Source organism: Polyangium spumosum (genome assembly GCF_009649845.1).
Lineage (GTDB): Bacteria > Myxococcota_A > Polyangia > Polyangiales > Polyangiaceae > Polyangium > Polyangium spumosum.
This window is the reverse complement of sequence record NZ_WJIE01000003.1, coordinates 472,238-498,171: the sequence shown is the minus strand read 5'-3', so window position 1 is coordinate 498,171 and position 25,934 is coordinate 472,238. Positions and strand designations below refer to the sequence as shown.

The window sequence follows — 25,934 nt, the reverse complement described above, 5'->3', positions numbered from 1 at the left end:
AAGCCGGCCGAATCCAGCGGCAAGGGCGACGGCAAGCGTGGCGGCGGGGGCGGCGGAGGACACCGGCCCGCTAAGCGCGGAGCCAGACGACCGTGACGCCGTCGCCGCCCTCGCGAGGTTCGCCGGGGCGGAGGCGGGAGACGTAGGGGCTCTGGCGCATCGCGTCCCGCACGGCGTCGCGCAGCGCGCCCTTGCCGTGGCCGTGGATCAGGAAGGCCACGCGTCGGCCGGCGCCGACGGAGCGATCGAGGAACTGCTCGGCCATGCCGACGGCCTCGTGCGCGCGCAGGCCGCGGAGATCGACGGTGTTGTCGCTCGTCTGGATGGGGACGTCGGGATCGGAGGCCGCGTCGAAATCGACGCGTTTCTTGGCGCCGCCGGCGCGGGTTTTTTCGGACGAACCCCCGTCGGCCGCGCGCACCTCGCCGACGGAGGTCGTGAGCTTGAGGGGCCCTGCCGCGACGCGGAGCTGTCCGCCCGCGAGGACCTCGACCACGTCGGCTTCGGCGCGCAGGCGCGGGACGTAGACGCGCGTGCCGACGCGGATCTCCGACGGCGCGAGGGTCCCGCGGGACAAACCTTCGTCGCGGCCTTGGGGCTCGAGCTCGCCGAAGGTGCTGGTCTTCTGGGCGACGGCGTCGATCGCGCGGGCGGCGGCGCGAAGGTCCTCGGCCGTGGGCTTGGCGCGGAGGCGCGCCTGCGCGTCGCGGATGTCCTGCCGCGCCTTGCGGATCGACTCGACGATCTCGCGGCCCGCCTCCGTGATGTAGCGGCGCTCCTCGGCCTTGAGGCGCGCGAGCTCCTCGTCGAGCGCGCGCTGTTTGTCCCGCGCGATCCCGGCCTCGCGCTCGGCCGACGCGCGCGCGAGCTCGAGCGCGTTTCGCTCGGCCTGGAGCTTCGCGACCATGTCCTCGAAGCGCACGGTCTCGGTCGACAGGAAACGCTCGGCGCGGTCGAGCACGGTGCCGGGGATGCCGAAGCGCCGCGCCACGGCGAGCGCGCTCGACGCGCCGGGGATGCCCATCGAGAGCCGGAACGTCGGGCTCATCGTGGCGATGTCGAAGCCCACGGAGGCGTTCGTGAAGCGCGGATCGGCGAGCGCGAGCGCCTTGAGGCCCTCGTAGTGCGTCGTCGTGGCGACGGTGCCGCCGCGCGCGCAGAGCGAGTCGAGCACGGCGGACGCGAGCGCCTCGCCCTCGCGGGGATCGGTGCCGCCCGCGAGCTCGTCGAGCAAAACCAGCGCGCCCGAGCGTGTGTCCGCGAGGATGTGCGCGAGGTTCTGCACGTGCGCGCTGAACGTGGAGAGGTTCTTGTGCAGGCTCTGATCGTCGCCGACGTCCGTGAGCACGACCTCGAAGACGTCGACGCGCGAGCCCTCGTCGGCCGGCACGGGCAGGCCCGCGCGGACGCAGAGCGCGGCGAGGCCGAGCGTCTTCAGCGCGACGGTCTTGCCGCCCGCGTTCGGGCCCGAGACGATCATCGCGTGGCCCGCCGTGATCCCGAGGTCGCTCGGCACGACGGAGACGCCGTCGAGCGCGAGCAGCGGATGGCGCGCTCCGACGAGGTGGATCGTGCCTTCGGCCGCGCTCTCCGGCACCTCCGGGAACGTGAAGCGTAGGTCCTTCGCGAGGCGCGCGGCCGCGGCGCGGATGTCCGCGTGCGCGAGGGCATTGACGGCGGCCGCGACCGAGTCGATCTCGTCGCCGATCTTCGCGCTGAGCGCCGCGTAGACGAGCTCCTCCTCGTGTTGCGCGAGGGCCTCGACCATCTTCAGGCGGTTGCCCATGTCGACGACGACACGCGGCTCGACGAAGAGCGTCGCGCCGCTGCCGCTCGTCGCATGCACGATCCCCGGGAAACGCTCGTGCGCGTCGGCGCGCACGGGCAGCACGTACCGGCCGTCGCGCTCCGTGTAGTACGTGTCCTGCAGGATGTCCGCGTGCTTGCGCATGATCTCGTCGAGCTTGCGGACGAGGCGATCCCGGAGGTTCCGCCGCTCGGCGCGCAGCTCGGCGAGGCGCGGCGAGGCGCGATCGGAGAGCGTGCCGTCGGGGTCGAAGGACGAGCTCACCTCGCGCTCGAGCACGTCGAGGCCTGGATCGGTCGAGCAGGCGCGGAAGAGCAGCGGCAGGCGCGCCTTGCGCGCGGCCAGGAACCGACGCAGCCGGCCGGCCTCCGCGAGGCAACGGCCCACCGCGCGTAGCTCTTCGTTCGACAAGGTCGCGCCGATGCGCGCGCGATCGAGCGCGGCCTCGACGAAGGGCACGTCGGCCGCGGGCAAGGGCTCGGCCGTGTGATCGAGGTCGACGGCCTCCTTCACCTCGCCGAGCGCGACGAGTACGCCCTCGTGCGTCGAGGCGAACGGGAGATCACGGGCGATGCGCTTGCCTGCTTCGCTCGCCGCGCGATCGGCGAGCGCCGCGAGCAGCCGATCCCACTCGAGATCGGAGCGCGTTTTGTCGGGGCAGGGGTGGGGGAGGGTCCGGGCTTCGGTGATGTCCATTCAGCCTTCGGAGGGATCACGCGGCGTGCCGCCCGCGCCGCTCGGCATCGGGTTCTGCTCTTTCTCCAGGTACCGGAAGATGGTGCGTGGATCGACGCCGAGGTCGCGGGCGGTCTGCGTGCGGTTCCCGTTGTTGCGTTCCAGCACCTCGAGCACGTACCTGCGCTGGAATTCTTCTTTCGCTTTCTCGAGCGGCAAGATGGCCGTCTCCGCGCCGGGACCGAGATCGAGGTCTTCCGGCCCGAGCAGCGTCTTGTCGCAGAGCACGAGCGCCTTCTTGATGCGGTTCTCGAGCTGCCGGATGTTCCCGGGCCAGCCGTATTTCTTGATCGACGCGAGCGCCGCGGGGCTGTAGCCGCGCACCGCGCTGCCGAGCTCGTCCGCGTACTTCGAGAGCAGCGCCTTCGCGATGATGAGTACGTCGTCGCCGCGCTCGCGCAAGGGCGGCAGCCAGAGGTTGACCACGTTGAGCCGGTAGTAGAGGTCCTCGCGGAAATTCCCCGCGCGGATCTCCTCTTCGAGGTTCCGGTTCGTCGCGGCCACGATGCGGATGTCGACCTTCTCCGGCTTCGAGTCGCCGACGCGGAAGACCACGCGCTCCTGCAGCGCGCGGAGCAGCTTCACCTGCAAGTTCAGCGGCAGCTCGCCGATCTCGTCGAGGAAGAGCGTGCCCTTGTCCGCGACCTGGAACTTGCCGGGCCGGCTCGCGATGGCGCCGGTGAACGCGCCCTTCACGTGGCCGAAGAGCTCGCTCTCGATGAGGCTCTCCGGGATCGCGCCGCAGTTGATCGTGACGAACGGCCCGCCCTCGCGGTTCGAACGCCGGTGGACCTCCCGCGCGATGAGCTCCTTGCCCGTGCCGGTCTCGCCCGTGATGAGCACGCTGATGTCCGTCGCGGCCACCTTCGTGAGCTTGCGGAAGACCTCCAGCATGCTCGCGCAGGCGCCGATGATCTCGCCGAACTTCTTGTCCTTGAGCTCCGCCTCGAGCTTGGCCTTGTCGGCACGGAGCGCGGAGAGGAGCATCGCGTTCTGCAGGATCAGCGAGGCCTGCGAGGCGAAGATGCCGAGCAGCTCGAGCTGCGTGCGATCGAAGAGGTGCTTGACCTTGTCGTTGCCGACGTAAAGCGCGCCGATCACCTCACCTTGCGAGAGAAGAGGCGCGCACATGACGCTCGAGAGCTTCATCGCGATCACGCTCTCGCTGCGGCCGAACTGGGTGTCGGCGAGCGCGTCCGAGACGATGATCGGCCGACCCGAGGCGAGGACCTGCCGCGCGATCGAGTCCGAGATCGAGCCCTGCGCGTCGGTGATCGCCTCGCGTCGCACGTTGCGCGACGCCCGCACCACGAGCTTGCGCTCCTCGCCCTGGGCCTCGCGGCGCGCGCCCTTGCCGGGATCCGCGGCCGCCTCGGCGCCCTCGACGAGCAGCAGGAATCCCTTGTCTGCGTGGGTGAGCTCGATGATGTCGTCGAGCATCGCCTCGAGCAGCTCGTCGACGCTGCGCCGGTTGATGAGCTTCTCGCTGAACGCGAAGAGCTTGCGCACGCCCGCGAGCTCGTTCGAGACGCCGGGCGCCTCGCGCTTGTCGCCCTCATCGTCGTCTGCGCGGGCCTTCGTCGACTCGGAGAACATCGAGAACCCGAGCTCGACCGCGCCGAGCGCGATACGATCGCCGTGCACGAGGCGGGCGCGACGCTTCTTCTTGCCGTTGATCTGGATGTCGCCGTCCCGGTCGAGCTCCTCGAGGACGAAGTCCCGGCCGTCGAAGGAGATCTGCGCGTGGTGGTCGGCGAGACCCGCCCCCGCGAGCGCGACGTCGTTTCCGAGCGCCTTGCCGATCGTCGTGACCGGCTTGTGCACGGCATACACCCGAGGCGCCCCGCGGGCGGCGAAGTACTTCAGTGTCGGCATGGGGACCCGGAGGATAGCGCTTTTGCCGCGGGCGTCGGCCCCGGCAGACAGCGTTCGAGGAAGGGACGCTTTGCTACGTCGCGGAGCGTCAGTAAAGCTCGCCCACGAGCGAGATGCCGCCGCCAGGACCCTGGACCGGCATGAAGGTCGGGCCGAGGATGCGCGCGAACTTGGGGTGGTTGCCGAGGCCCATCATCGCCGGCGGCTGCTGCGGCGCCGTCTGGCTGCGGCCCTCGGGCGCGCCGATGAGCGCACCGCCGGCCGCGCCGAGCAGGGAGAGGACTCCCTGGAAGATCAGGCCGCTGCGCGGGTCGGCGTCGTCCGAGAGCGCATAAAACGGGTAGACGAGCGCGGAGACGGCCGCGCCGGCGCCGAAGCCGCCCCACATCCAGCCGAGCTGGTTCCACGAAGGTGTCCACACGACCGAGACGCCGGCGGCCGCGGCCATGCTGAGGTTGTAGCCGAGCAGGCTGCCGAGGAAGACGCCGTCGTTGGCCCACGCGCTCCACGATCCGCTGCTGCCGCCGCCGCCGAACGCGCCGCCCGCCATCGCGCCCCACATCGCCGCCGAGCCGACGAACATGCTCGTCTGCGGGCGGAACTTGAGGCCGTAATGCGCGACGAAGCCGCCCACGCCGCCGAGCGTCGAGCTGATCACGTGGGCGCGGAAGTACTCCTTCGGGCCCCACTCCTCGCCCGCCTTGGCCGTCGTGTACTGGCGTGACCAGATGAGCGCGGCCTCGCCCGAGCCGAGCAGGACGCCCGTGGCGATCGCGGCGGGGCGGCCCTCGGGCATCTTCGGTCGGTCGAGGAAGAAGATCGCCGTCGGCGCGGCGGCGCCGAAGAGCGCGGGCGCGATGAGCGCGAGGCCGGGGTTCTCCGTCTCCGCTTCGAAGTCGATCCAGATGCCGGTGGAGAGGCCCCAGGCGATCGAGGTGCCGTAGAGGTAGCCGATCTCGAGCTTCGAACGATCACGCGGCCCCGTGATGATCGGCTGCTGCGGCGGGCAAGGCGGGCCGTAAGGCTGCTGCACGCAGGGCTGCTGGCCATAAGGTTGCTGCCCATAAGGTTGCTGCCCATAAGGTTGCTGGCCATAAGGCTGCTGTCCGTAGGGCTGCTGTCCGTAGGGTTGCTGTCCGTACGGCTGCTGTCCGTAGGGCTGTTGCGGCTGTCCATACGGGTTCGGCGCCGGCTGCGTCGGCTGCGTCGGTTGCGTCGGCTGCTGCGGGACGAGCGGGGGCAAACCCGGGATGGGCGGCAGGCCGGGGATGATGGGCTGCGGCTGGTTCGGATCCGGCTGCTGCGGCTGCTGCGGCGGCGGCTGGTTCGGATCGGTCGGCGCGGGCTGCTGCGGGACGAGCGGGGGCAAACCCGGGATCGAGGGCAACGTCGTCGGCAGCGGGAAGGGCTGCGGAGGCGGCGGCTGACCCGAAGGATCCGGGACCGGGTTCTGCGCCGCGGCGGAGGCGGCGACACCAAGGGAAAGAGCAGCAGCAAGGAGAGCGAACCAACGCGCACGTAGCATCGCGGGTCCGAGTCTACACCTTTCCGTCTCTCCAGCGAGGCGGGATCCGCCGCGTCACTCCTTGCGCAGCGCCCGGTTCATGAGGTCGACGACGGCCTGGAGCGGGGTCTTTTGCTCGTAGAGCACGCGGTAGACCTCGGCCGTGATGGGCAGGTCCACGTCGAGCTTCACGCCGAGATCGTAGGCGCTTTTCGCGGTCTTGACGCCCTCGGCCACGTGGCCGAGGTGGGTGAGGACGTCCTCGAGCGTCCGCCCGCGCCCCATTTCGTAGCCGACGGTGCGGTTGCGCGAGAGCTCGCCGGTGCAGGTGAGCACGAGGTCGCCGAGCCCGCTGAGGCCCGCGAGCGTGAGCGGGCTGCCGCCCTTGACCATGGCGATGCGCGCGATCTCCGCGAGGCCCCGCGTGATCACCCCGGCCCGCGCGTTGTGCCCGAAGCCGAGCCCGTCCACGGCGCCCGCCGCGATGGCGACGACGTTCTTCAGCGCGCCGCCGACCTCCACGCCGACGACGTCGTCCGACGAGTAGACACGCAGCCGCTCCGAGGCGAACGCGTGCTGCACGGCCAGGGTCTCCTCGTTGCTCTTGCCCGCGACGACGACGGCCGTCGGTTGTCCCGCGGCGACCTCCTTCGCGAAGCTCGGCCCCGACAGGTACGTGAGCCGCGGCTCGACGGCGCGCCCGAGCTCGTCGACGACGACCTCGCTCATCAGCATGAGCGAGTCGTTCTCGATGCCCTTCGTCGCGCTGCAGAGGAGCGCGCGCTCCGGGATGTACGGCCGCGCCTTCGCCACGACCTCGCGCATCGCGTGCGAGGGCACGACGAGCACGACGAGCTCGGCGCCGGAGAGGGCCTCCTCGAGATCACCGGTCGCGCGTAGCGTCGGCGGCAGCGGGGCCGAGGGCAGGTAGCGCTCGTTCACGCGCCGCTCGTTGATCAAGAGCGCGAGCTCTTCGCGGTGCGACCAGAGGAACGTGGGGTTCTGTTTGTCTGCGAGGACCTTCGCGAGCGCCGTTCCCCACGCGCCCGCGCCGAGGACTGCCACCTTCGACATGCGGCCGAAACGCTAACATCCGCCAGAGGCCCGGTGTATGCACTATTCTCCCCCGCCATGTCCTTCCGTGCCGTCACGACGCGCCTGCTCTCCGTCGCTTTCGCGCTCTCCTTCGTGGGCGCGAGCTGCGGCCAGACGTCGCTCGCGGTGATGCCCGGGGTCGTCAACGATCCGGGCAACCTCACGCTCCGCCGCGGCATCTTCTCCTTCGCGCGCGGGCAGATCTGCCGCGAGGTGCAGAAGCGGAGCATCCCGCTCATGCTGCGCGAGGAGGACCCCGCGACGGGCCGCTTCTTCCCGCTCTCCTGCGCCGCGCAGGAGCTCGCCTCGGGCAACCTCTTCCTGCAGTTCGGCGGCTACGGCTACGCCTGGACCAACCTCACGAAGCGCATCGGCTTCGATGCGAGCGCGGCGGTCGAGTACGACCACGACTTCCTGATGGATGGCAGCACGATGTACATCTACTTCCGCGAGCGATCGACGAGCGCGACGACGTTCACGTCGCGCCTCGTCGAGCAGCCGCCGCAGCCCGGGACCTTCGGCCTGCCCGGCGGATCGCCGCAGGGCTTCCTCGACACCGTGGGCGGCGCCATCCTGAAGAAGGAGATCAGCCGCGGATTCACCGTCATCCGCGACGCCGACGGCAGCGTCGACTTCGGCCTCGGCATCGTGGAGAAGGGCAAGCGGCCAGGATCGCCGTACGAGAGCGCCGACAACGGCAGGCTCGTGCTCGCGAACGAGCGCGTCGAGGTGCACCAGGGCCAGCGTGATCACGTCGGGCCCTTCGAGGTGAAGGGGAAGGGGCAGGCCCTTTACCTGAGCGTCGCCGTCGACGGCGCGCCCGCGGTCGACGTGATCGTCGTGCATCGCGGCGTGGGTGACGCGTGGCTCCAGCACTACACGACGGCGGTGGGCCTCGGGCCTCCGCCCGCGGCCCCCGTCCTGGACGAGCCCGTGTCCTCCGGCATGGTCTGGCGCAGGCCGCTGCCGCTGCCGGCCGGCCAGTACTACGTGGTCTTCGACAACACGGCGGCGGCCGGCAGGACGGCTCCGCCCACCACGGCCGGTGATGACCGGGCCGCACTCGTGAGTTACGCGGTCGAAGTCGGGGCCGCGCCTTGAGCCCCGCGACGCCTCCCGCCCTTGCCCTGCCCCGGGGCGGCGTATAGAAAGGCTAACCCCTTGGCAACCACGCCGGATGAACGGTCCCCCGAGAGCTCGCCCGCCCTCGCCAAAGAAGGCGGCGCGGCGGAGGGGTCCGATCCGTCTCCCACGCAGCGGCCGAACTCGAACAACCCAGGACCGTCCTGGCTCCGCGGGCTCTTTTACGCGATCTGGATCGTCACGCTGCCGTTTGTCCTCGCCATCCTCGCCGTCTGGCTCTTGACGCCGGCGCCCGGCGACGTCTCGGCCGGAGGCCTGCGTGTATTCGTCGCGGAGCAGCAGATCCCCGCGGGCATCGTGCTGTTCACGATCTTCGCGATGCTCGCGTGGCACTACCGCTACGAGCTCCCGCTCTCGAGCGCGATCGGCGTGGGCCGCAAGGACATCCCGCCGCAGGCGCGCGCGCGCTTCGAGGAGGCGCAGGCGCTCGTCGACGAGGCGCGGCGTATCCTCAAGCAGAACGCGCGCGAGGTGCAGAAGGGCCTCCGGAGCGCCGAGCGCGAGCGGCTCGAGGAGGCCATCAGCGGCCTCGAGAAGGTGATGCGCGCCGAGACGTTCGAGCTCGCGGAGTTCGACACGGCGCACGCGCGGGCCGACCGCGCGGTGGGCGAGCACCTGTCGCGCTGGCGCAAGGGCGAGATGCGCGAGTACGCCGAGTCGATCGGCGTGGCGGTCGCGGTGGCGCTCATCCTGCGCGCGTTCGTGATCGAGGCCTTCAAGATCCCGAGCGGCTCGATGATCCCGAGCCTGATGATCGGTGATCACATCTTCGTGAACAAACTGACCTACGGCCCCTTGATCCCGTGGACGGAGAAGCGGCTCTTCTCGAGCCTGCCGCCCACGCGCGGGGACGTGATGGTCTTCAAGTTCCCGGAGAACAAGGAGCAGGACTTCATCAAGCGGGTGATCGCGGGCCCCGGCGACACGCTGGAGGCGATCAACGGCCGGCCGATCATCAACGGCTGGCTCGTCCCGCACTGCTACGTCGGGCGTTACGGCAACGACGGCTGGCTCTACGTGGAGTTCCTGGAGGACAAGTCGTACTTCACGCTCTTCGCGCACGACGACATGCACCCGAACGGCCCGGACGAGCCCACGTGCAAGGGGCAAGAGGACTGCGGGCTCGGCCAGTCGTGCAAGGCGGGGCTCTGCGGCCATCACCAGGGCCCGTTCAAGGTGAGCGCGGACGAGGCGTGGGTGATGGGCGACAACCGCTACAACAGCCACGACTCGCGGAGCTGGCGCGGCGGCATGGGCGCGGGCGTGCCCTTCGAGAACATCAAGGGCCGCGCGATGTTCGTGTGGATGAGCTTCGCGCCGGGCGGCGGTATCGCGCAGGACAGGCTCTTCGTGAACGTGATGGGCCGTCCGAAGCTCCCCGGCGGGCTCGACGCGACGCTGCAAGCCGGCCTCGACAAGTGCATGCGCGAGCGTCCTCCCGTCTCGCAAACCACGCCGCCTTCCGCCCCGCCACCCCAGCCCCGCAAGCCGCGTTAACCCGCTGCGTCAAGCAGCGTTCGTTCGCCTTGGGACTTGCGCAGTCCTGCGCCACGACGACACTGGCCGACGTGTCTTTCGAGGAGGCGCCCAACGTGAGCGACGCGATGCAGGCTCTGACGTACGACCGCGAGACCGATCCGTGGGAGAGCTCCACGGGCCTGCGAAAGACCGAGGTGGAGCGGCCCCGCATCGACGAGGCCAGCGACTACCACGACCGGTCGATGGTGCTCATCAAGCCCATCATGACCGGCTTCTGCGGCTCGGACCGCGGCATCTGGTTCCGCACGGCCTTCAAGGACATGATCTTCAAGTCGCTCGAGCGCGACAAGAAGGCGACCCGCGTGATCGGCCACGAGCTGCTCGGCCGCGTGGTGGAGCTCGGCACGGACGCGAAGCGGCACCACGGGCTCGAGGTCGGCGACGTGGTGACGACGGAGAGCCACATCCCCTGCGGCGTCTGTTACCAGTGCCGGATCGGCGACACGCACGTCTGCGCCGACGACAAGATCATCGGCATCAGCGAGGACGGCTGCTTCGCCGAGCTCGTGAAGCTGCCGGCGAAGAACCTCTGGCGCACGGACATCACGAAGATCCGGCCGGAGGTGGCGGCGATCCAGGAGCCGTTCGGCAACGCGGTGCACGCGTGCACGAAGGTGAACCTGCGCGGCAAGCGCGTTGCGATCGTCGGGTGCGGGACGATCGGCCTGTTCGCGGTGGCGATCGCGCGGGCGATGGGCGCGAACTACATCATCGGCGTCGAGCCGCTGGAGAACCACGCGGAGATGGCGCGGCGGCTCGGCGCGGACGTGGTGCTAAGGCCGCAGAAGGGCGCGCCGGACCGGCCCCACGCGAGTGATCCGGAGCTGACGGAGCGGATCCGGAAGCTGACGGACGGCGTCGGCGTGGACGTGGCGCTGGAGATGAGCGGCGTGAACTCGAGCGTGAACAACGCCATCCACGCGGTTCGTCGCGGCGGCGACGTGATCCTGTTCGGGCTGAAGAGCGGCGACGCGGTGATCGAGAACTTCGATCGGCTGATCGTCGACGGGATCAGCCTGCACAGCGTGATCGGCCGTCGGATCTTCGAGACGTGGCACATCACGCGGCACCTCCTGGAGTCGCGCGACCCGAACATCCACGACCTCATCTGGGAGGTCATCCTGAAGCGCGGCGAGGGGACGATGTTCGACTTCCGCGACTACGACCCGACGACGTTCGAGAAGGCGATCACGACCTTCCCGAAGGTCGTCATCCGCTACTGAACGTCCTTCCTCTTCCGAGCCCTCGCGTCCCGCGAGGGCCGGGTGTCGTTCCGCGAGGGCCGGGTGCCGTTCCGCGAGGGCCGGGTGCCGTTCCGCGAGGGCCGGGTGCCGTTCCGCGAGGGCCGGGTGTCGTTCCGCGAGGGCCGGGTGCCGTTCCGCGAGGGCCGGGTGCCGTTCCGCGAGGGCCGAGTGTCGTTCCGCGAGGGCCGGGTGTCGTTCCGCGAGGGCCGGGTGTCGTTCCGCTTGGACCGGGTGTCGTTCCGCGAGGGCCGGGTGTCGTTCGGCAAGGGCCGAGTGCCGTTCCGCTTGGACCGAGTGTCGTTCCGCTTGGACCGAGTGACGTTCCGCTTGGACCGAGTGACGTTCCGCGAGCGCGGAGCTGTCAGCCGAGGACGCCGAGCTTCTTCCCGACGCGGGTGAACGCGTCGATCGCTCGCTCCACGTGCTCCGGCGTGTGCGCCGCGCTGAGCTGCACGCGGATGCGGGCCTCGCCCTTCGGCACGACGGGGTACGAGAAGCCGATCACGTAGATCCCTTCCTCCAGCATCGCCGCGGCCATGTCGGCGGCGAGGCGCGCGTCGCCGAGCATGATCGGCACGATCGGGTGGATGCCGTTCTTGATGGTGAAGCCCGCGGCCGTCATGCCCTCGCGGAAGCGGCGCGCGTTCGACATCAGCCGCTCGCGCAGCGCGGGCTCTCGCTCGAGCAAGGCGAAGACCGCGAGCGAGGCGCCCACGATCGGCGGCGCCACCGTGTTCGAGAACAGGTACGGGCGCGAGCGCTGGCGCAGGAGCTCGATGATCTCGCGCCGGCCCGTGGTGAAGCCGCCGCTCGCGCCGCCGAGCGCCTTGCCGAGCGTGGAGGTCATGACGTCGATGCGGTGCAGGACGCCACACTCCTCGGGCGTGCCGCGGCCCGTCGCGCCGATGAAGCCCGTCGCGTGCGAGTCGTCGACCATCACCATCGCGCGGTACTTGTCCGCGAGGTCGCAGACCACGTCGAGCTTCGCGAGGTAACCATCCATCGAGAAGACGCCGTCGGTGGCGATCATGCGGATGCGCTTGTCCTGCGTCTTGCGCAGCGCCTCCTCGAGCGCGGCCATGTCGCCGTTCGGGTAGCGGTGGCGCTCGGCCTTGCAGAGGCGGACGCCGTCGATGATCGAGGCGTGGTTCAGCGCGTCCGAGATGATCGCGTCCTCCTCGCCGAGCAGCGTCTCGAAGAGGCCGCCGTTCGCGTCGAAGCACGACGAGTAGAGGATCGTGTCGTCGGTGCCGAAGAAGCGGCTGATCGTGCCCTCGAGCTGCTTGTGCAGGTCCTGCGTGCCGCAGATGAAGCGCACGCTGGAGAGGCCGAAGCCGTGGGAGTCGATCGCTTGCTTGGCCGCCTCGATCACCGTGGGGTGCGAGGAGAGGCCGAGGTAGTTGTTGGCGCAGAAGTTCAGGACCTCGCGCGGCGCGCCGCTCGCGGGGTCGCCGCTCGTGCGGATGTTCGCGCCTTGCGGCGTGGTGATGACGCGCTCGTCCTTGTAGAGGCCGGCACCACGAATCTCGCTGAGCGTCTGGGCGTAGATGGGCTTCGCGACGTCGAACATGACGCGGGCAGTCTAGATCGAGCCGCGTTCGTGGTCGATGGCCACCGGATCGAGCCATTTCCCGAATAACGGGCTCGATCGCGCAACCGTCGCCTCCGCTGGGGCGTAGCCGACGCACCCCGATAAAGGGGTATCGCGGGTCGATCCACGTATCCTCCCTCGCTGCAGCGCGTGTCACTTCCTCGCATTGTCGTGACACGTGCCGAGCGCGGCGGCTGGGTGGGCAGGCCCATTGAAGGAGGAAGCATGAGGGAAACGAGGCATCACCGCCTCTTGCGCCCCATCGCCGTGACGAGCTTGCTTATCGCCGCCATCGCCGCTCAGGGTTGTGGTGACGATCCGCCGCCTCCGAACACGACGACGTCGAGCTCGAGCTCGTCCGGCATGGGCGGGGCGGGCGGGGGCACGGGGGGCACGGGTGGCATGGGGGGCGCCGGCGGCATGGGCGGCGCCGGCGGCTCGGCCGAATTCAACGCCGCGCCGGCCGCGAATGGCATGCAGTTCCGCCGTCCGTTCGACGCGACCCCGGATGTCGCGGGCGCCGACGTGTATTTCACGGCGCTCGACGCGAGCGGCGCGCCGGCCCTTTTCAAGGCGAAGGGCGATAACTCCGCGCCTCCGACGGCGCTCCATACGGGCGCGCCGCTGGTCGCGCCGCTCAACCTCGCGACGCGCACCGACGGCGCCGTGCTCTTCATCGCCGACGTCGGCGCCGAGGATCCGACCGGGGATCGCGGGCGCATCTTCACGATCGCCAACGACGGCGGCGCGCTCACCCCGATCACGGCGGCGGACGGCTACCGGCCGCGCGGCATCGAGATCCGCGACGAGGGCGGCAACGACGTCATCTATTTCGCCGGCACCGATCCGCAAGGCCAGCCCGGCATCTTCAAGCTCGCCGCCAATGGCAGCGGCAGCGTGGCCACGGTCGTGAAGGGCGCTCCCTTCCAGGATCCCAGCGGCGTGGCGATCTCCGTCGAGGGCACGGTCTACGCCTGCGACACCACGCAGGGCGACGGCCTCGGCAGCATCATCAGCGTCGCGCCGAACGGCACGGCGACGACGCTCCTCTCGGGCATTCGCGTGGGGTACCCCTGCGGCGTCGCCCTCATGGATGGCGACCAGACGCTCCTCGTCTCGGCGTTCAGCCCCGACAAACGAACCGACGCGGTGATCTCCGTGGATCTCGCGACGAACGCGCCGACGTACCTGTCGAAGGGCATCGACACGTTCACCGAGGCCGGCGGGATGCATCGCGCGAAGAAGGGCGGCAATACGTTCGCCTTCGTCGATGGCACGGCCAATGGCGGGACCGTGTTCCGTGTGACGTTCGAGTGAGCGCCAGAGGGCGAAGAAAGGAGTTTGTCTCATCATGATGAAGCGAATGACGTGGACGAGCGCGGCCCTCGCGGCGCTCACGACGCTCGGCACGGCGGGTACGGCGATGGCCTCGAGCCACGCCGAGGCGCCGGGGATCGGCGAGGACCCGCGCGCCGACAACACCGATCTGTATGCCTGGGTCGAGGGCGGAAACCTCGTGATCCTGGCGAACTACATCCCCCTCGAGGAGCCCGCGGCCGGCCCGAACTGGCACAAGTTCTCCGACGACGTGCTCTACGAGATCCACATCGCGCGTGGCCCTTCGAGCCTCGAGGACGCGCTGACCTACCAGGTCCGCTTCTCGTCGACCCCGTACCCCTACGTCGACCCGGCGGACATGAACGCGCCCGTCGGTAATGGCAAGGAGTTCTTCTCGCAGCTCGCGGGCTCGACGCAGTCGTATTCGGTGACGAAGCTCGTCAATGGGCAGAACCCCGTGGTCCTCGTGCAAAACGCGCCCGTCGCGCCGCCGAACGTCGGCCCGCGGACGAACGCGCTCGCCTATCAGATCCCGATGGGCAAGACGTACGAGCAGTTCTTCGTGGACGACGGCCCGACGAGCGTCGTCCGTCCGCTCGGCGGCGGCGCCGAGGGGCGGGCCTTCGCCGGCCCGCGCGACGACGGTTTCTCCGTGGATCTCGGCGCGATCTTCGACCTCGCCGGCCTCGAGACCGTGCTCGGCGGCCAGCCCTACGACAACGTGTCGGGCTACAACGTGCACACGATCGCCCTGGAGATCCCGCTCGCGGTGGCGAACGGCGGCGCGGCCGTCGTGCCGGGCACGGCGAACGACAACCAGACGATCGGCGTCTGGGCCTCGGCGAGCCGCCGCAAGACGCGCATCCTGCGCAGGAACGAGGCCGCCGACAATTTCGGTCCGTGGGTGCAGGTCTCGCGCCTCGGTCTGCCGCTCATCAACGAGGCGGTCATCGGCCTGCAGGACAAGGACAAGTACAACCGGACGCACCCGAAGGACGACGTGGCGAATTTCGGCGCGTACATCCTGAACCCGGTGATCGTGCGTGACGCCGAGTTCGCCGGCTTCTACGCGGCCGGCGGCCCGCTCGCGGCTTGCCCGGGCGGCGCGGCGGGGCACAAGACGAACCGCACCGATATCATCGACGTGATCAGCCTGAACGGCGGGCTCGGGCACAACATCACGGCGATCGGCGACGTCTTGCGCGTCGACCTCGGCCTCGCTTCGCAGTTCCCGAACGGCCGCAAGGTCGAGAAGGGGACGAACAAGGAGGAGGACGTGACCGATATCGAGCTGAGCCTCCTGCTCTGCAAGCTCGCGGCGAACGTCCCCGACGGCGTGGACACGAACGACGCGACGTTCAAGAGCACGTTCCCGTACCTCGCGCCGCCCTGGGAGGGGTCGACGCGGGGCAAGGGCGAGGCGCCCTGAGCGCGGCGCTCCGATCGACATCGATTGCAATGGATAGCCTCGCGCATGCGGGGCTTTTCCTTTTCGGCGTCTCGTTCAGGGCTCGGGCGGCGCGAGGCGTGTGCTCGCGGGCAAACCCCGCAATGTCGGGTCGTCGACGTATTTCTGCACGTAGGCGCGCTTCGACGCGAGGACGTCCTGCACCGCGGGCGAGGCGCCGGCCGCGATCTCCTCGAGCGCGCGCGCCAGGTGCTCGGCGGCGCGGGGCACCGTGAGCGTGGTTCCGCGGAGGAGCGTGATCTTCTCCTCGTCCGTGGGCGCCGCGCGCAGGGCCTCGATCACGATGAGGTCCGGGAGGACGTCCGTCGCGAGGCGCTCGGCGATCTGCAAGCGACGCATCCCCTCGCCGCCGTCGAAGGCCGCGAGCACGGCATTCTCGGCGTCGTCGTAGGAGACCAGGATCCAGGGCTCGCCGACCCTGGGCGGAGGCGTGACACGAAACCCCTCGTCCGGGAGCTCGAACCCCGAGATGTGCCGCACCGACAAACCCGCGGCGAGCCGCTCGGGTCGCTCGAGCGGCGAGAGGCCCGCGAGCGCCGCGATGTATGCGACGAACGAGGGCGAGGCGGCCTTCGCGAGCGCCGCGTCGATGTGCGCCTGCGTCATCCGCGCGGGCAAACCGTACGTCGGGCCGAGGGCCGTTCGAAACGTGATCCGGCGGCTGCCGCTGCCGAACAAGGCGAGCGCGACGAGGAGCAAAGCCGCGCCGATGCCGACGGGGAGCCCGCGCTTGCCGAGCCGCGCGGCGATCTCGGGGCGGGAGAGGGCGACGACGAGCGCCACGAGCCCGAGCACGGCGGCATAAAACCCCAGGAAATGCCCGCCCGACATGCTCCCGCTCATCGGGCGACCTCGGCCGCGCACGGGCAAGGGCGTTTCGCCCGGAGGAGGGTCGGGATACGATGAGCTTTCGTGGAGGTGGGCATGCTGCGGCGCTGGGTGACGAGGGGTTTCGTGATCACGGCTCTTTGTGCCTTCGGGTCGGGATGCGTGGATCCGGGTCGAGAGGACCGGGCGCTCGCCGAGATCGAGGCCGTGCGCCGGGAGGCCGCGGCGCGTGAAGGGCAGATGCGCATGATCGAGGAGCGGCAAGCCGCGTTCATGCAGCAAATGGCCATGGTGATGACCATGGCGCAAGCGAGCTTCCATCGTGACGCCCGCCGCGACGACGAGGGCGACAAGCGGATCGGCGAGATGGACGCCCGGCTCGCCCGCGTCGAGGAGAAGGTGTCGCGGACGCGCGCGCCCGAGGCGCCGGCCGAGCTCGACATCGCAGCGGCGCGGCGCGCGTCGGAGCTCGGCCCGGCCGAGGAGCGCGCGGCGGCCGTGCGCAAGGTGCAGGCGCTGCTCGACGCGGGGCAAGCGAAGGTGACCGTGCGCGGGGGGAAGGTGCAGATCACGCTGCTGCGACCGCTCGACGGCAAAGACCCGTACACGGGACGGCCGACGCCGCGGCCGAAGCCCGCGACGCCGCCGCCGCGGATGGATGACGACATGTTGCAGTGGCGCTGAGCAGGGTGTTCCACAGGCTGCTGCGCGGCGCGATGCGTCGGTCGGACTCGCTCAGCGTACAAAGTACGCCTCGCTCGCCCTCCCTAACCTCGCGCCGCTCGCGACGCCTGTAGAACACCCTCTGAGCCCGCCCCGCCGCGCCTTCACAACATGCGGCACTTCATCCCGCAGGTGCCGCCCTTGCCCGCGTCGCCGCGCAGGCAGCCGCCGCGGCACTCGACGTCGCCCTCGCAAGGCGCGCCCTCCTCCTTCGGCCCCACGCACGTGCCGTCTTCGCAGCGCAGCCCCGCGGCGCAGGCGCGCTTGCAGGCTCGTCCCTCGCCGGGCAACACGCCCGCGCGGCACGTGCCCTCGTCGCAGAGCTTGCCCGCGCCACACGCGACGTCGGCCTTGCAAGCGCCGCCCTCGGCCACGAGGTCGCGGCACCTGCGCTGCGCGCAGTAGCCGCTGCACTCTGGGTGGCGCGCCTCGAACGTGTCCTGCCGCGTGAGCGCCGCGAGCGTGTCGACCGAGACGCCGCACGGAAAACCCTTCGGCAGCGGCTTGCGACAGACGCCCATGTCCGTCGGCCCCGCGCCGAGGCACCGGAGCCCGTCGTCACACTCGAGCGAGGATCGACAAGGTTTGCCCTCGTCGACCGTGCCCCGCACGAGGCCGTCACACGCCGCAGGCAGCGCCGCGCCCGCCGGCCCGACCCAGCCGCACCCGTCGTGTGCTTTTTCCATCGCCGCGACGCACGCGTCGGCGCCGGCCGGGTCCACGGTGACGGCCTTCTCCCGCAGCGCGTAGCTCAACGTGCGCGTGCACTCGGCGGCGAGCGAGAAGCCGGGCGCGTGTCCGCAGCAGCTCGCCCTGCGCTTCGTGGGCAGACCGTGCAGCGCCTCGCAGAGTCTCTCCGCGAGCGGGTCCGGCGGATCGTTCGTCTTCGGATAAACCGGCTTCACCTCGTCGTCGGGCGCCGGCGTGTTCGCGGCGGGGGCCTTCACGCTCGGCGCTGCGGAGGCGGGCGCGCTCGCCGAGGGCGCGGCGCCCTCGCCCGCGTCTCGCCCGCACGTGCAGCCTCCGAACACGCCGAAAACGAGGAGCAGAAGGTAAGCGGGCCTCATGCGTCGTCATCGAATCGCAGAGACGGTCCCCGCCCAGCAAGGCTTTTTTTTGATACGTTTTCGCGGGGCCGGAGCGGCCCGTCGCGCGTAGCGCGTGAAGCCACCGTGCCCCCGAGCGAGACCTCCCGAACCCCGCGCCGGCTCCTGCTCGCCGCCCTGCTCGTCCTCGTGATCCCGGCCTGCAAGAAGGCCGAGAGCGAAGCACGACCCGCGCCCACGTCATCCGCCGCCGCGGCGCCTCCCGCCGAGGACGAAGGCGCGAGGACGACGCGCGCGCTCGCCCTGCAAAAGCCGAACGGTTCGAGCGTGATCGACAAGGAGATCGAGCTGCTCGAGCGTCGCATCGAGAAGACGCCCGAGCCGATCGATCCGTGGATCCTGCTCGGGCGCGCGTGGATCCGGAAGGCGCGCTTCGAGGCGGATCCGGGCTACTACCTGAACGCGGGGGCGGCCGCGGACCTCGTGCTCGGCCGCGCGCCGAAGAACCGGCCGGCGCGGAACCTGCGCGCGGCGGTGCTGCTCGAGAGCCACGCGTTCGTGGAGGCGAAGGACCTCGCCGCGCAGATCCTCGCCGAGGATCCGGACGATCTGCTCGCGCTCGGCACGAAGAGCGACGCGGCGCTCGAGCTCGGCCACTTCGACGAGGCGCTCGCGAGCGCGCAACGTTTCATGGATCTGAAGCCGAGCCTGCCTTCGTACGCGCGCGCCGCTCACCTGCGCTGGCTCCAGGGCGACGCGACGGGCGCGAAGAAGAACTACCGCGCCGCGATGGACGCGAGTGATCCGCGGGATCCCGAGCCGTTCGCGTGGGTGCTCGTGGAGGCGGCGAAGGTGTTCTGGCACGAGGGCGACGTCGACGGCGCGGACAAGGGCTTCGATCGCGCGCTCAGCGCCGTCTCGGACTACCCGCCGGCGCTCGTCGGCAAGGCGCGCGTGGCGCTCGCGAAGGGCGAGACGAAGCGCGCCGTGGAGCTCGCCGCGCGCGCGTTCGCGAGGAGCCCGCTCTGCGAGACGGCGTGGCTGCTCGGCGACGCGCGGAAGGCCGCGGGCGACGAGAAGGGCGCGGCGGAGGCGTACGAGCGCGTCGCGCAGATCGGCCGCGCGAGTGAGCGGCGCGCGCTCGCGGCGTTTCACGCGACGAGGGACGAGAAACACGACGAGGCCCTCGCGCTCATCCGGGAGGAGATGGCCGTCCGCAAGGGCATCCACACGACCGACGTCCTCGCCTGGGCCCTCTACCGAAAGGGTGATCTCGCCGCCGCGCGCAAGGAGAGCGACGCGGCCCGCGCGCACGGCACGCGCGAGCCCACGCTGCTCTTCCACGCGGGCGCCATCCGCATCGCGCAGGGCGAAAAAAACGAGGGCGAGGAGCTCGTCCGCGAGGCGCTCGCCATGAACCCGCACTTCGACCCCACCGCCGCGGCCGAGGCCAAAAAGCTCCTCGGCCAGGGAGATTGACGCGCCGATGCCTCGCGCTTCGTTCGCCGCGCTGATCACGCTCGCCGCGCTCCTCCTCGTGCTCCTGCCGAGGGCCGCCTCGGCCCACCAGGTGGGTTTGTCGCGGGGCGAATACCGCATCGACGGCGCGACGATCGCCGCCGAGCTCGTCTTCGCGCGGCGCGAGGTGCTCTCGCTCGTCCGCGTGATGGACGAGGACGGCGACGGCGCGGTCTCACCGACGGAGATCCAGCACGCCCGCGAGGCGCTCGGCCGCGCGGTGGTCGATCGCGTCTCGGTGCGCGCGGGCGAGGGGGTCTGTCCGGGGACGCTCGACGACGCTTTCCTCGTCGAGGAGGACGGTTTTTCCCTGCGCGTCGTCTACCGCTGCCCGGCGGCCCCCCGCGCCGTGCGCGTGCGGCTCGATCTGCTCGACGACCTGCCCTACGGCCACCGCCACGTCGCGCGCGCCGACGCGGGCGCCGGCCCCACCGAGCACGTGCTCTTCGGCGCGAGCCGCGAGTTCGGCCTCGTCGGGATCCCGGGGAAAGAGGCCCCCGCCGCGAAGAAGTCCGAGCACGAGGGAGCGGGCTTCTTCGGCTTTTTTCGGATGGGCATCGAGCACATCCTCTTCGGCTACGACCACCTCGTCTTCCTGTTCGGCCTCGTGCTCGTGGGCGGGCGCCTGCGCGCGCTCCTGCTCGTCGTCACCGCGTTCACGGTGGCGCATTCGATCACGCTCGGCCTCGCGGTGCTCGGGGTATGGGCGCCGAGCGGGCGGATCGTCGAGCCGATCATCGCGCTCTCCGTCGCGTACGTGGGCGTCGAGAACCAGCTCGTGAAGGACGCCGAGAAGCGCTGGCGCATCACCTTCCCGTTTGGCCTCGTGCATGGCTTCGGCTTCGCGGGCGCCCTCGGCGAAATCTCGCTCCCGCGCCCCGAGATCCCGGGCGCGCTTTTCGCCTTCAACCTGGGCGTCGAGGCCGGGCAGCTCGCCGTGCTCGCCGTCGTGCTCCCGGCGCTCGTCGCGGCCCAGAAGCGCAAGTGGCTCGACAAACGAGGCGTGAAGGTCCTGAGCCTCGGCATTGCCGCGCTCGGCCTCGTCTGGTTCGTCCTGCGTGTCTTCGATTCGGGAGGTTAACGTTTCCCCTCGTCCGTGACCGGCGCGGGGATCGAGATGCGGGGCGGGTGCGGGACGAAGGGGCGGGGCACGCGGATCGTGGACGCGACCTGCGCGACCTCGGGGAACATCTTGCCGAGCCCCTCGACGAACGCCGCGCGGGTTGCGTCGTCGGGCGACCGCGCCGAGGCCCCGGCCGAGGCGAGCGCGGCCGAGAGCTCGTAATACCAGGCCGAAAGAGATGCGTGCGCCTCCAGGAGATCCCGGAGCGTCTCCTCCGACACGATGACGTTTTTACCCATACCCGCGCAGCATAACCGAAAGCGCACTCAGCCAGGCAGCCAGAGCAGCCCGTCCATGATGGGCTCGAGGCAACTCACGACCTGCGAGCCGACGTCGCCGCACGAGATGTTTTGCAGGCAAACCTCGAACGCCGCGCGGCCCCGCCGGTTCATCGCGCCGACGGCGCGCTCGAGGTGCGGCCGCAGGCCGTTGCCGAGCTCGCCGCGGCACTCGTCGTACGTGGCCTCGCCGCACCGGGACATGCGCCCGCAGATCGCCGCGACGTACGGCGTGATCTCCTCGATCTTCGCCTCGACCGCGTCGAGCGCGGACGAACCGCAGCGGCTCACCTCGGCCGCATAAGCGCTCGTGAACGGATCTCCGTCGAACCTGTCGAGCGCCGCGCGCGAGCAGCTCGCCGTGCGGCGGAGCATCTCGGGCGACGCCATCGTCCTCGCCTCGACGCACTCGGCGCGGCTCGGCCAGGCCTCGTTTTCGCCCGTCGCGCGGTGGTAGAGCGCCTCGAGGTATTCACACCAGGCCTGCTGCGCGGCGCGCTCGTCGGCCGCCTCCCGGATCGCCGGATCTTCGTTCGTTCCCGCGACCCGCACGATGCTCGGATCGGCCGAGCGGGCGGCCTGGTTCCCCTTCGGCGCCCCGCCACAACCGGCGGCCGTGAAGGCGGCCCCGGCCGTCGTGATGGTCAGCAGAAGAGCCCCGAGGGAGCGACGACGTTGATTGCGAGACACGAGCCACCTGACCTTCCCGGGCGGAAGCCCGCGAGCGAGAGGGGCAAACACCGGGCCTCGGCGATGGGCAGATCGGAGCCGCATGGCCGGAGACGTCCGGGGTGAAAGGCCTCGCCGTTCACGGCCTGGCCACCAGCATCAATTTGAACATCGCCCCTTCGAGCTCCTGTCCCATCGCAATACGAGGGACGTTCAGCGCGTCGACATGGCCCTTCACGCAGAAGCCCGTCGCATTCGTGAACCCGAGGTCGAAGCCCGCGTCTTTCGCCACGCGCAAGAACGGCCCGTCGATCTGGTGCCCCACGGGATAAGCCACGGAGCGCACGTCCTCGTCGAGCACGTCGGAGAGCACGCGGCGCGATCGGCCGAGGTCGGAGAGCGCCTCCTCCGGCGTCATCGTGGCGATCACGCGGTGCTCGTGCGAATGCGAGGCGACGCTCATCCCGGCGTCCGCGAGCGCCCGGACCTCGCGGAAGCCCATGATGGTGCGCGCCGCGATCGACCGCTCCTCCGCCGGGTCGAGCGTGACGCCCGAGGCGCGCGCGAGCTCGTCGAAGAAGCGCACGAGGTCGAGCCCCGGCGTGCGTTTCACCAGGCTGAGCAGGTGGCGCTTGACGCCGCCCGGGTCGCGCCGGAGGTCGAGCACGATCGGGCGCGGGTAGTGAATGACGAGCGCCGCTCTCCGACATCGCCGGAGCAGGAGCGCGATTCGATCCCACCAGAACATGCGGCCCGCGTCGGGGTAGGCCGTGGGCACGAAGAAGGTCGCGGTCGCGCCGGCTCTCTTCAGAATGGGCAGGGCGACGTCGTGGCAATCACGATAGCCGTCGTCGAAGGCCAGCATCACGGGGTTCGGCGGCAGGGGCCCGCCCCGGAGGAAGCGCCGCACGTCGGAGAGCGACACGAACGCGCCGTGCGCCTTCACCAGCGTGACCTGCTCGGCGAGCCCACGCGCGTCGGTCTCGCGCACGTCGCCGTCGAGCTCCCCGACCGACGCGGCATCGGCGATCCGATGGTACGTGAGCACCATGAGAGCGCGCGCGGCGAGCCTCGCGCGTAGCGAGAGCAGCCGATCCAGGATTCCCAGGGTGTCGAGCGCACGCGCGAACCGCGCACGCTTGGAGGACGGTGACGTGGAGCGCACGGGATCGAGGCGCATGCAGGTGGTGTAGTTCAGCACACTTTCGGAGAAGTGCTCGTCCCCCCTCGTCCTCCTCGCGCTGGCCGAATATTCCGTCTCGGGTGTCCACAAAACGCGTCAGGGGACAGGATCCGCCGACAGCGTGCCTGCGATTTGGGGAAGACGACCTGGCTCCGGTATCATCGCCCCCATGTTCCCGAGTGAGCCCGTTCCCGAGCGTATCGGGGCGTACAAAGTGCTCCGCAGGTTGTCCGGAGCGGGCTCGGCGGAGGTGTACGTCGGACGCATGGAAGGTCCGATGGGCTTCTCGCGGCTCTGCACGCTGAAGCTCGTCCGGAACACCATCGAGGGGGACGCGATCTTCGCCGAGGAGCTCGTGCGCGAGGCGGCGATCTGCGCGGTCCTGAACCACCCGTCGATCCAGCGGATGTTCGACTTCTTCGAGCACGACAGGCACCTCGTGCTGGTGCTCGAGCACGTGGAGGGCGTGACGCTCGATCGGCTGCAGGAGCTGCTCGGGCGGCAGCAGGCGAAGCTCGACGACAAGACGATCGCGTTCCTCGGCCGCGCGCTCTCGGGCGCGCTCGCGCACGCCCACGCGGCGAAGGACGAGGAGGGCACGCCGACGCCCGTGATCCACCGGACGATGCACCCGGAGAACGTGCTCATCGGCTGGGACGGGCAGGTGCGGCTGACGGGCTTCGGCCTCGGGAAGATCCTCGGGCGGAGCCCGGACACGGTGGCGTTCGTGATCAAGGGCGCGCCAGGGTTCATGGCGCCGGAGCAGGCGCGCGGCGAGCGGGTGACGCCCAAGGCCGACGTGTACGGGCTCGGGATCCTGCTCTGGTCGCTCTACGCCGGGACGAAGCCGCCCGAGGTCGGCACGAGGCCGAAGCCACTCGCGACGCACAGGCCCGATCTGCCGAAGGAGCTGACACGCGCGATCGACGCGGCGCTCGAGCCCTCCCCGGACAAACGCCAGGTGTCGTGCCAGGAGCTCGAGCGGATCCTGAACAAAGCGCCGGGGATCGAGGAGGGGCAGAAGGACCTCGAAGCGAAGGTCGCGCCGCTCAAGGCGCCGCGGACGAAGCCGCCGGAGGGAGACGGCGGGCCGCGGCGGCGGGTGCCGCTGGAGTCGGTGCGTCCAGCCAAACCGTCGGGGTCGAGCAAGCAGCGCCTGTCGGTGCCGCCGCCGTCGAGGCCGCCGGGGCGTTTGTCGGAGCGGCCGGGCGACCCGGGGGACGCGCCGCCGGCGTCGGTGTACCCGCTCTTGCGCGCGCTGGCCGAGCGGGTGCCAGGTCCGCCGAGGTTGCCGATCGCGGTGACGGAGGAGGAGGTCCACCCGGAGGCGCCGACGGTGCGCTCGGCGCCCGTCGCCCCGGCGCGCCCGGAGCGAGGTCCCTCGAAGCCGACGATCGCCGCGCCGATCGGGTCCGTGGTGCCGGAGAGCGAGTGGAAGGAGTCGGTGCCGGACGAGGCGCTCTTCGACCAGCTCTTCGACGACGCGACGTCACGCTCGGACATCAGCCTGGCGGCGCTGGGCATCGGGGCCGAAGAACGAGAGAAGGCAGCGCTCGCGATCACCGAACCCGATCAGGTCGCGGCCAAACACGCGAAGGTCACGACCGGCGCGGGCAAGGTGCTGCCCGGGCCGGCGAAGGTCATGACCGGGCCGGAGAAGGTCGTGCCGTTGCCGGGCAAGCTCACGCCCGGCGCGGGGAAGGTCGAGCCCGGTCCGCCGAAGCTGCCACCAACGCTGCCCGAGGTGCTCGACCCGGCCGCGGCCGGGAAAATCGGCAACAAGCGGCTGGAGCTCGCGGACACGCTCATGGCGTTGCCGACGCTGCCCGAGCCGACGCCCGCGCCCCTGCCCGCCTTCGCGCCGCCGCCCCTGCCGCCGGCCGCAGGCGCAAAACCTGCCCTGACGCCGCCGCCGATGGCGCCGCCCCCGGTGCCACCTCGGTTCGGAGCGCCTGCGCCCGTTGCCGCTGCGGCGCCCGCTGCTGATGCCATCACGGCCCCCGCTCCCGTTCCGGCCCTCCGGAAGAAGCGGCCGCCGCCCATCGCGCTCGTGGCCGCGGGCGGCGCGGTCGCGCTGATCGCCGCGGGCGCGGTCCTCTTGAGCGGCTCGGACGAGGCGGCGCCGGACGTCGCGGCCTCCGCGGCCGCCGCCTCAGCCGGTCTCTCTCTCGCGATCCCCGAGACCCGCCCGCCCGAGCCGTCCGTCGCCCCGCCGCCCGCTCCGCCGCCGCCTCCCGCAGGGTACGGCGTGCTCACGGTGAACTTCCCCGCCGAGGGGCACGTGTACCTCAGCGGAAAGAAGCTCGGCCGCACGAACGAGCCGTTCCAGGTGCCCTGCGGCAACAAGTTCGTGCGCGTGTCGAGCACGGCCGAAGGGCGCTACCCGGAGTGGCTCTCGGCAGGGGTGACGGTCCGCGTGCCTTGCCAGGAGTCGCTGAAGATCGACGTGGTCCCGGGTCGCCCGCCGCCGCAGGTTCCGCGGAAGAAGAAGCGGTGAGCGCGCTTCAACCCGCCCGCGCCAGGCAAAACGCAACGACCTCGCGCGCGCCCGCCCGGAGGAGCGCACCGCGGCAGGCCTCGAAGGTCGCGCCCGTCGTGGCCACGTCGTCGACGAGCAGCACCCGGAGGCCCCGCACGGCCCGCGGCGCGCGCACGAAAAAGGCCTGCTCGACGTTCACGAGGCGCTCGGCGCGGCCGAGGTGCGCCTGCTTCGGGGTGTCACGATGCCGCACGAGCGCGCGCGCCGCGAGGGGGACGCCGAGCTCGCCCGCGGCCGCGCGCGCGAGCAACGCCGCCTGGTTGTAGCCGCGCTCCACGAGGCGCCGCGGATGCAGCGGGACGGGGACCACGACGTCCACCGCCGGCGCCTGCTCGCGCACGAGCCGGCGCAGGAGATGGCCGAGCGGGCGCCCGAGATCGGGACGCTCCTCGTACTTGAACCGCCGGAGCGCGACGGCGAGGGCGCCGCCGAAGGCTGCGAAGGCGAGCGGCTCGCCGGGGAGGTTCTCCGCGCGGAGCACGGTCGCGGCGCAGCTCGGGCAAAAGACGCGGGCGCGAAGGACCGGTGCGTCACAAGCCGCGCAGGCCGGAGGGCTCAGCGTGTCGAGGAGGGCACGCGCGGCCAGCGACAGGAGAGACGCGAGGAAAAAGGGGAGCCGCAGCGACATGCACGAACATCGACGGCGAAGGCCCGCAGTTGCGCGGGGGCGAACGAAATTCCGCGCATC

General features: G+C 70.8%; 20 protein-coding genes. 9 read left to right on the top strand and 11 right to left on the bottom strand.

From position 1 onward, the window contains the following. Positions 1–70: 70 nt before the first annotated feature. From GF068_RS12075 to GF068_RS12060, 4 genes are all read right to left on the bottom strand, one after another. A complete protein-coding gene (locus GF068_RS12075; RefSeq protein ID WP_153819510.1) occupies positions 71–2,503 on the bottom strand; it encodes an endonuclease MutS2 in 2,433 nt (810 codons plus the stop codon). Beyond that, positions 2,504–4,417 (bottom strand): sigma 54-interacting transcriptional regulator, encoded by a 1,914-nt coding sequence (locus GF068_RS12070; RefSeq protein ID WP_153819509.1) that lies wholly within the window; start codon positions 4,415–4,417, stop codon positions 2,504–2,506. It abuts the gene before it with no gap. 88 nt (positions 4,418–4,505) lie between these two features. Beyond that, complete coding sequence (locus tag GF068_RS44225) at positions 4,506–5,942, bottom strand: hypothetical protein (protein ID WP_206079455.1); 1,437 nt, start codon at positions 5,940–5,942, stop codon at positions 4,506–4,508. A gap of 54 nt (positions 5,943–5,996) precedes the next feature. Beyond that, positions 5,997–6,995 carry an NAD(P)H-dependent glycerol-3-phosphate dehydrogenase gene (locus GF068_RS12060; RefSeq protein WP_153819508.1) on the bottom strand — a complete coding sequence of 333 codons (999 nt, stop codon included), beginning with the start codon at positions 6,993–6,995 and terminating at the stop codon, positions 5,997–5,999. Between the two features lie 57 nt (positions 6,996–7,052). Here GF068_RS12060 and GF068_RS12055 point away from each other — a divergent pair, with 57 nt between their 5' ends. From GF068_RS12055 to GF068_RS12045, 3 genes are all read left to right on the top strand, one after another. Beyond that, positions 7,053–8,117, top strand: a complete 1,065-nt coding sequence (locus tag GF068_RS12055) for a hypothetical protein (protein ID WP_153819507.1) — start codon at positions 7,053–7,055, stop codon at positions 8,115–8,117. A gap of 60 nt (positions 8,118–8,177) precedes the next feature. Further along, positions 8,178–9,656: a signal peptidase I gene (gene lepB, locus GF068_RS12050; RefSeq protein WP_153819506.1), complete on the top strand. Its 1,479-nt coding sequence runs from the start codon at positions 8,178–8,180 to the stop codon at positions 9,654–9,656. Between the two features lie 95 nt (positions 9,657–9,751). Further along, positions 9,752–10,921: a zinc-binding dehydrogenase gene (locus GF068_RS12045; RefSeq protein ID WP_338046338.1), complete on the top strand. Its 1,170-nt coding sequence runs from the start codon at positions 9,752–9,754 to the stop codon at positions 10,919–10,921. 382 nt (positions 10,922–11,303) lie between these two features. Here GF068_RS12045 and kbl read toward each other — a convergent pair whose 3' ends face one another. Continuing rightward, positions 11,304–12,512, bottom strand: coding sequence for a glycine C-acetyltransferase (gene kbl, locus GF068_RS12040; protein WP_153819505.1), 1,209 nt, complete (start codon positions 12,510–12,512; stop codon positions 11,304–11,306). A 246-nt stretch (positions 12,513–12,758) separates the two neighbouring features. Between kbl and GF068_RS12035 the strand changes: the two genes are divergently transcribed. Both GF068_RS12035 and GF068_RS12030 read left to right on the top strand, forming a co-directional pair. Then, the gene (locus GF068_RS12035) at positions 12,759–13,850 is read left to right on the top strand and encodes an SMP-30/gluconolactonase/LRE family protein (protein WP_153819504.1); all 1,092 of its coding nucleotides are present in this window, start codon (positions 12,759–12,761) and stop codon (positions 13,848–13,850) included. Positions 13,851–13,884: 34 nt separating this feature from the next. Next, a complete protein-coding gene (locus GF068_RS12030) occupies positions 13,885–15,300 on the top strand; it encodes a DUF4331 domain-containing protein (RefSeq protein WP_153819503.1) in 1,416 nt (471 codons plus the stop codon). Between the two features lie 75 nt (positions 15,301–15,375). Here the strand turns inward: GF068_RS12030 and GF068_RS12025 are convergent, their stop codons facing one another. Beyond that, a complete protein-coding gene (locus tag GF068_RS12025) occupies positions 15,376–16,182 on the bottom strand; it encodes a hypothetical protein (protein ID WP_153819502.1) in 807 nt (268 codons plus the stop codon). A 111-nt stretch (positions 16,183–16,293) separates the two neighbouring features. Between GF068_RS12025 and GF068_RS12020 the strand changes: the two genes are divergently transcribed. Further along, positions 16,294–16,851, top strand: coding sequence for a hypothetical protein (locus GF068_RS12020; RefSeq protein ID WP_153819501.1), 558 nt, complete (start codon positions 16,294–16,296; stop codon positions 16,849–16,851). A gap of 143 nt (positions 16,852–16,994) precedes the next feature. Here GF068_RS12020 and GF068_RS12015 read toward each other — a convergent pair whose 3' ends face one another. After that, complete coding sequence (locus tag GF068_RS12015; RefSeq protein ID WP_153819500.1) at positions 16,995–17,957, bottom strand: hypothetical protein; 963 nt, start codon at positions 17,955–17,957, stop codon at positions 16,995–16,997. A gap of 105 nt (positions 17,958–18,062) precedes the next feature. On the opposite strand from GF068_RS12015, the gene GF068_RS12010 reads away from it, so the two are divergent. Then, the gene (locus tag GF068_RS12010) at positions 18,063–19,415 is read left to right on the top strand and encodes a hypothetical protein (RefSeq protein ID WP_206079454.1); all 1,353 of its coding nucleotides are present in this window, start codon (positions 18,063–18,065) and stop codon (positions 19,413–19,415) included. Between the two features lie 7 nt (positions 19,416–19,422). Beyond that, a complete protein-coding gene (locus GF068_RS12005; protein WP_153819499.1) occupies positions 19,423–20,535 on the top strand; it encodes a HupE/UreJ family protein in 1,113 nt (370 codons plus the stop codon). On the opposite strand, the gene GF068_RS12000 is transcribed toward GF068_RS12005, so the two are convergent. From GF068_RS12000 to GF068_RS11990, 3 genes are all read right to left on the bottom strand, one after another. Continuing rightward, a complete protein-coding gene (locus GF068_RS12000; protein WP_206079453.1) occupies positions 20,532–20,816 on the bottom strand; it encodes a hypothetical protein in 285 nt (94 codons plus the stop codon). The genes GF068_RS12005 and GF068_RS12000 overlap by 4 nt on opposite strands. A gap of 27 nt (positions 20,817–20,843) precedes the next feature. Then, entirely contained in the window at positions 20,844–21,545 is a 702-nt protein-coding gene (locus GF068_RS11995) for a hypothetical protein (protein ID WP_338046336.1), read from the bottom strand. Positions 21,546–21,663: 118 nt separating this feature from the next. After that, complete coding sequence (locus GF068_RS11990) at positions 21,664–22,704, bottom strand: polysaccharide deacetylase family protein (protein WP_153819850.1); 1,041 nt, start codon at positions 22,702–22,704, stop codon at positions 21,664–21,666. 172 nt (positions 22,705–22,876) lie between these two features. On the opposite strand from GF068_RS11990, the gene GF068_RS11985 reads away from it, so the two are divergent. Next, entirely contained in the window at positions 22,877–25,204 is a 2,328-nt protein-coding gene (locus tag GF068_RS11985) for a serine/threonine protein kinase (protein WP_153819498.1), read from the top strand. Positions 25,205–25,211: 7 nt separating this feature from the next. On the opposite strand, the gene GF068_RS11980 is transcribed toward GF068_RS11985, so the two are convergent. After that, the gene (locus GF068_RS11980) at positions 25,212–25,874 is read right to left on the bottom strand and encodes a ComF family protein (protein ID WP_153819497.1); all 663 of its coding nucleotides are present in this window, start codon (positions 25,872–25,874) and stop codon (positions 25,212–25,214) included. Positions 25,875–25,934: the final 60 nt, after the last annotated feature.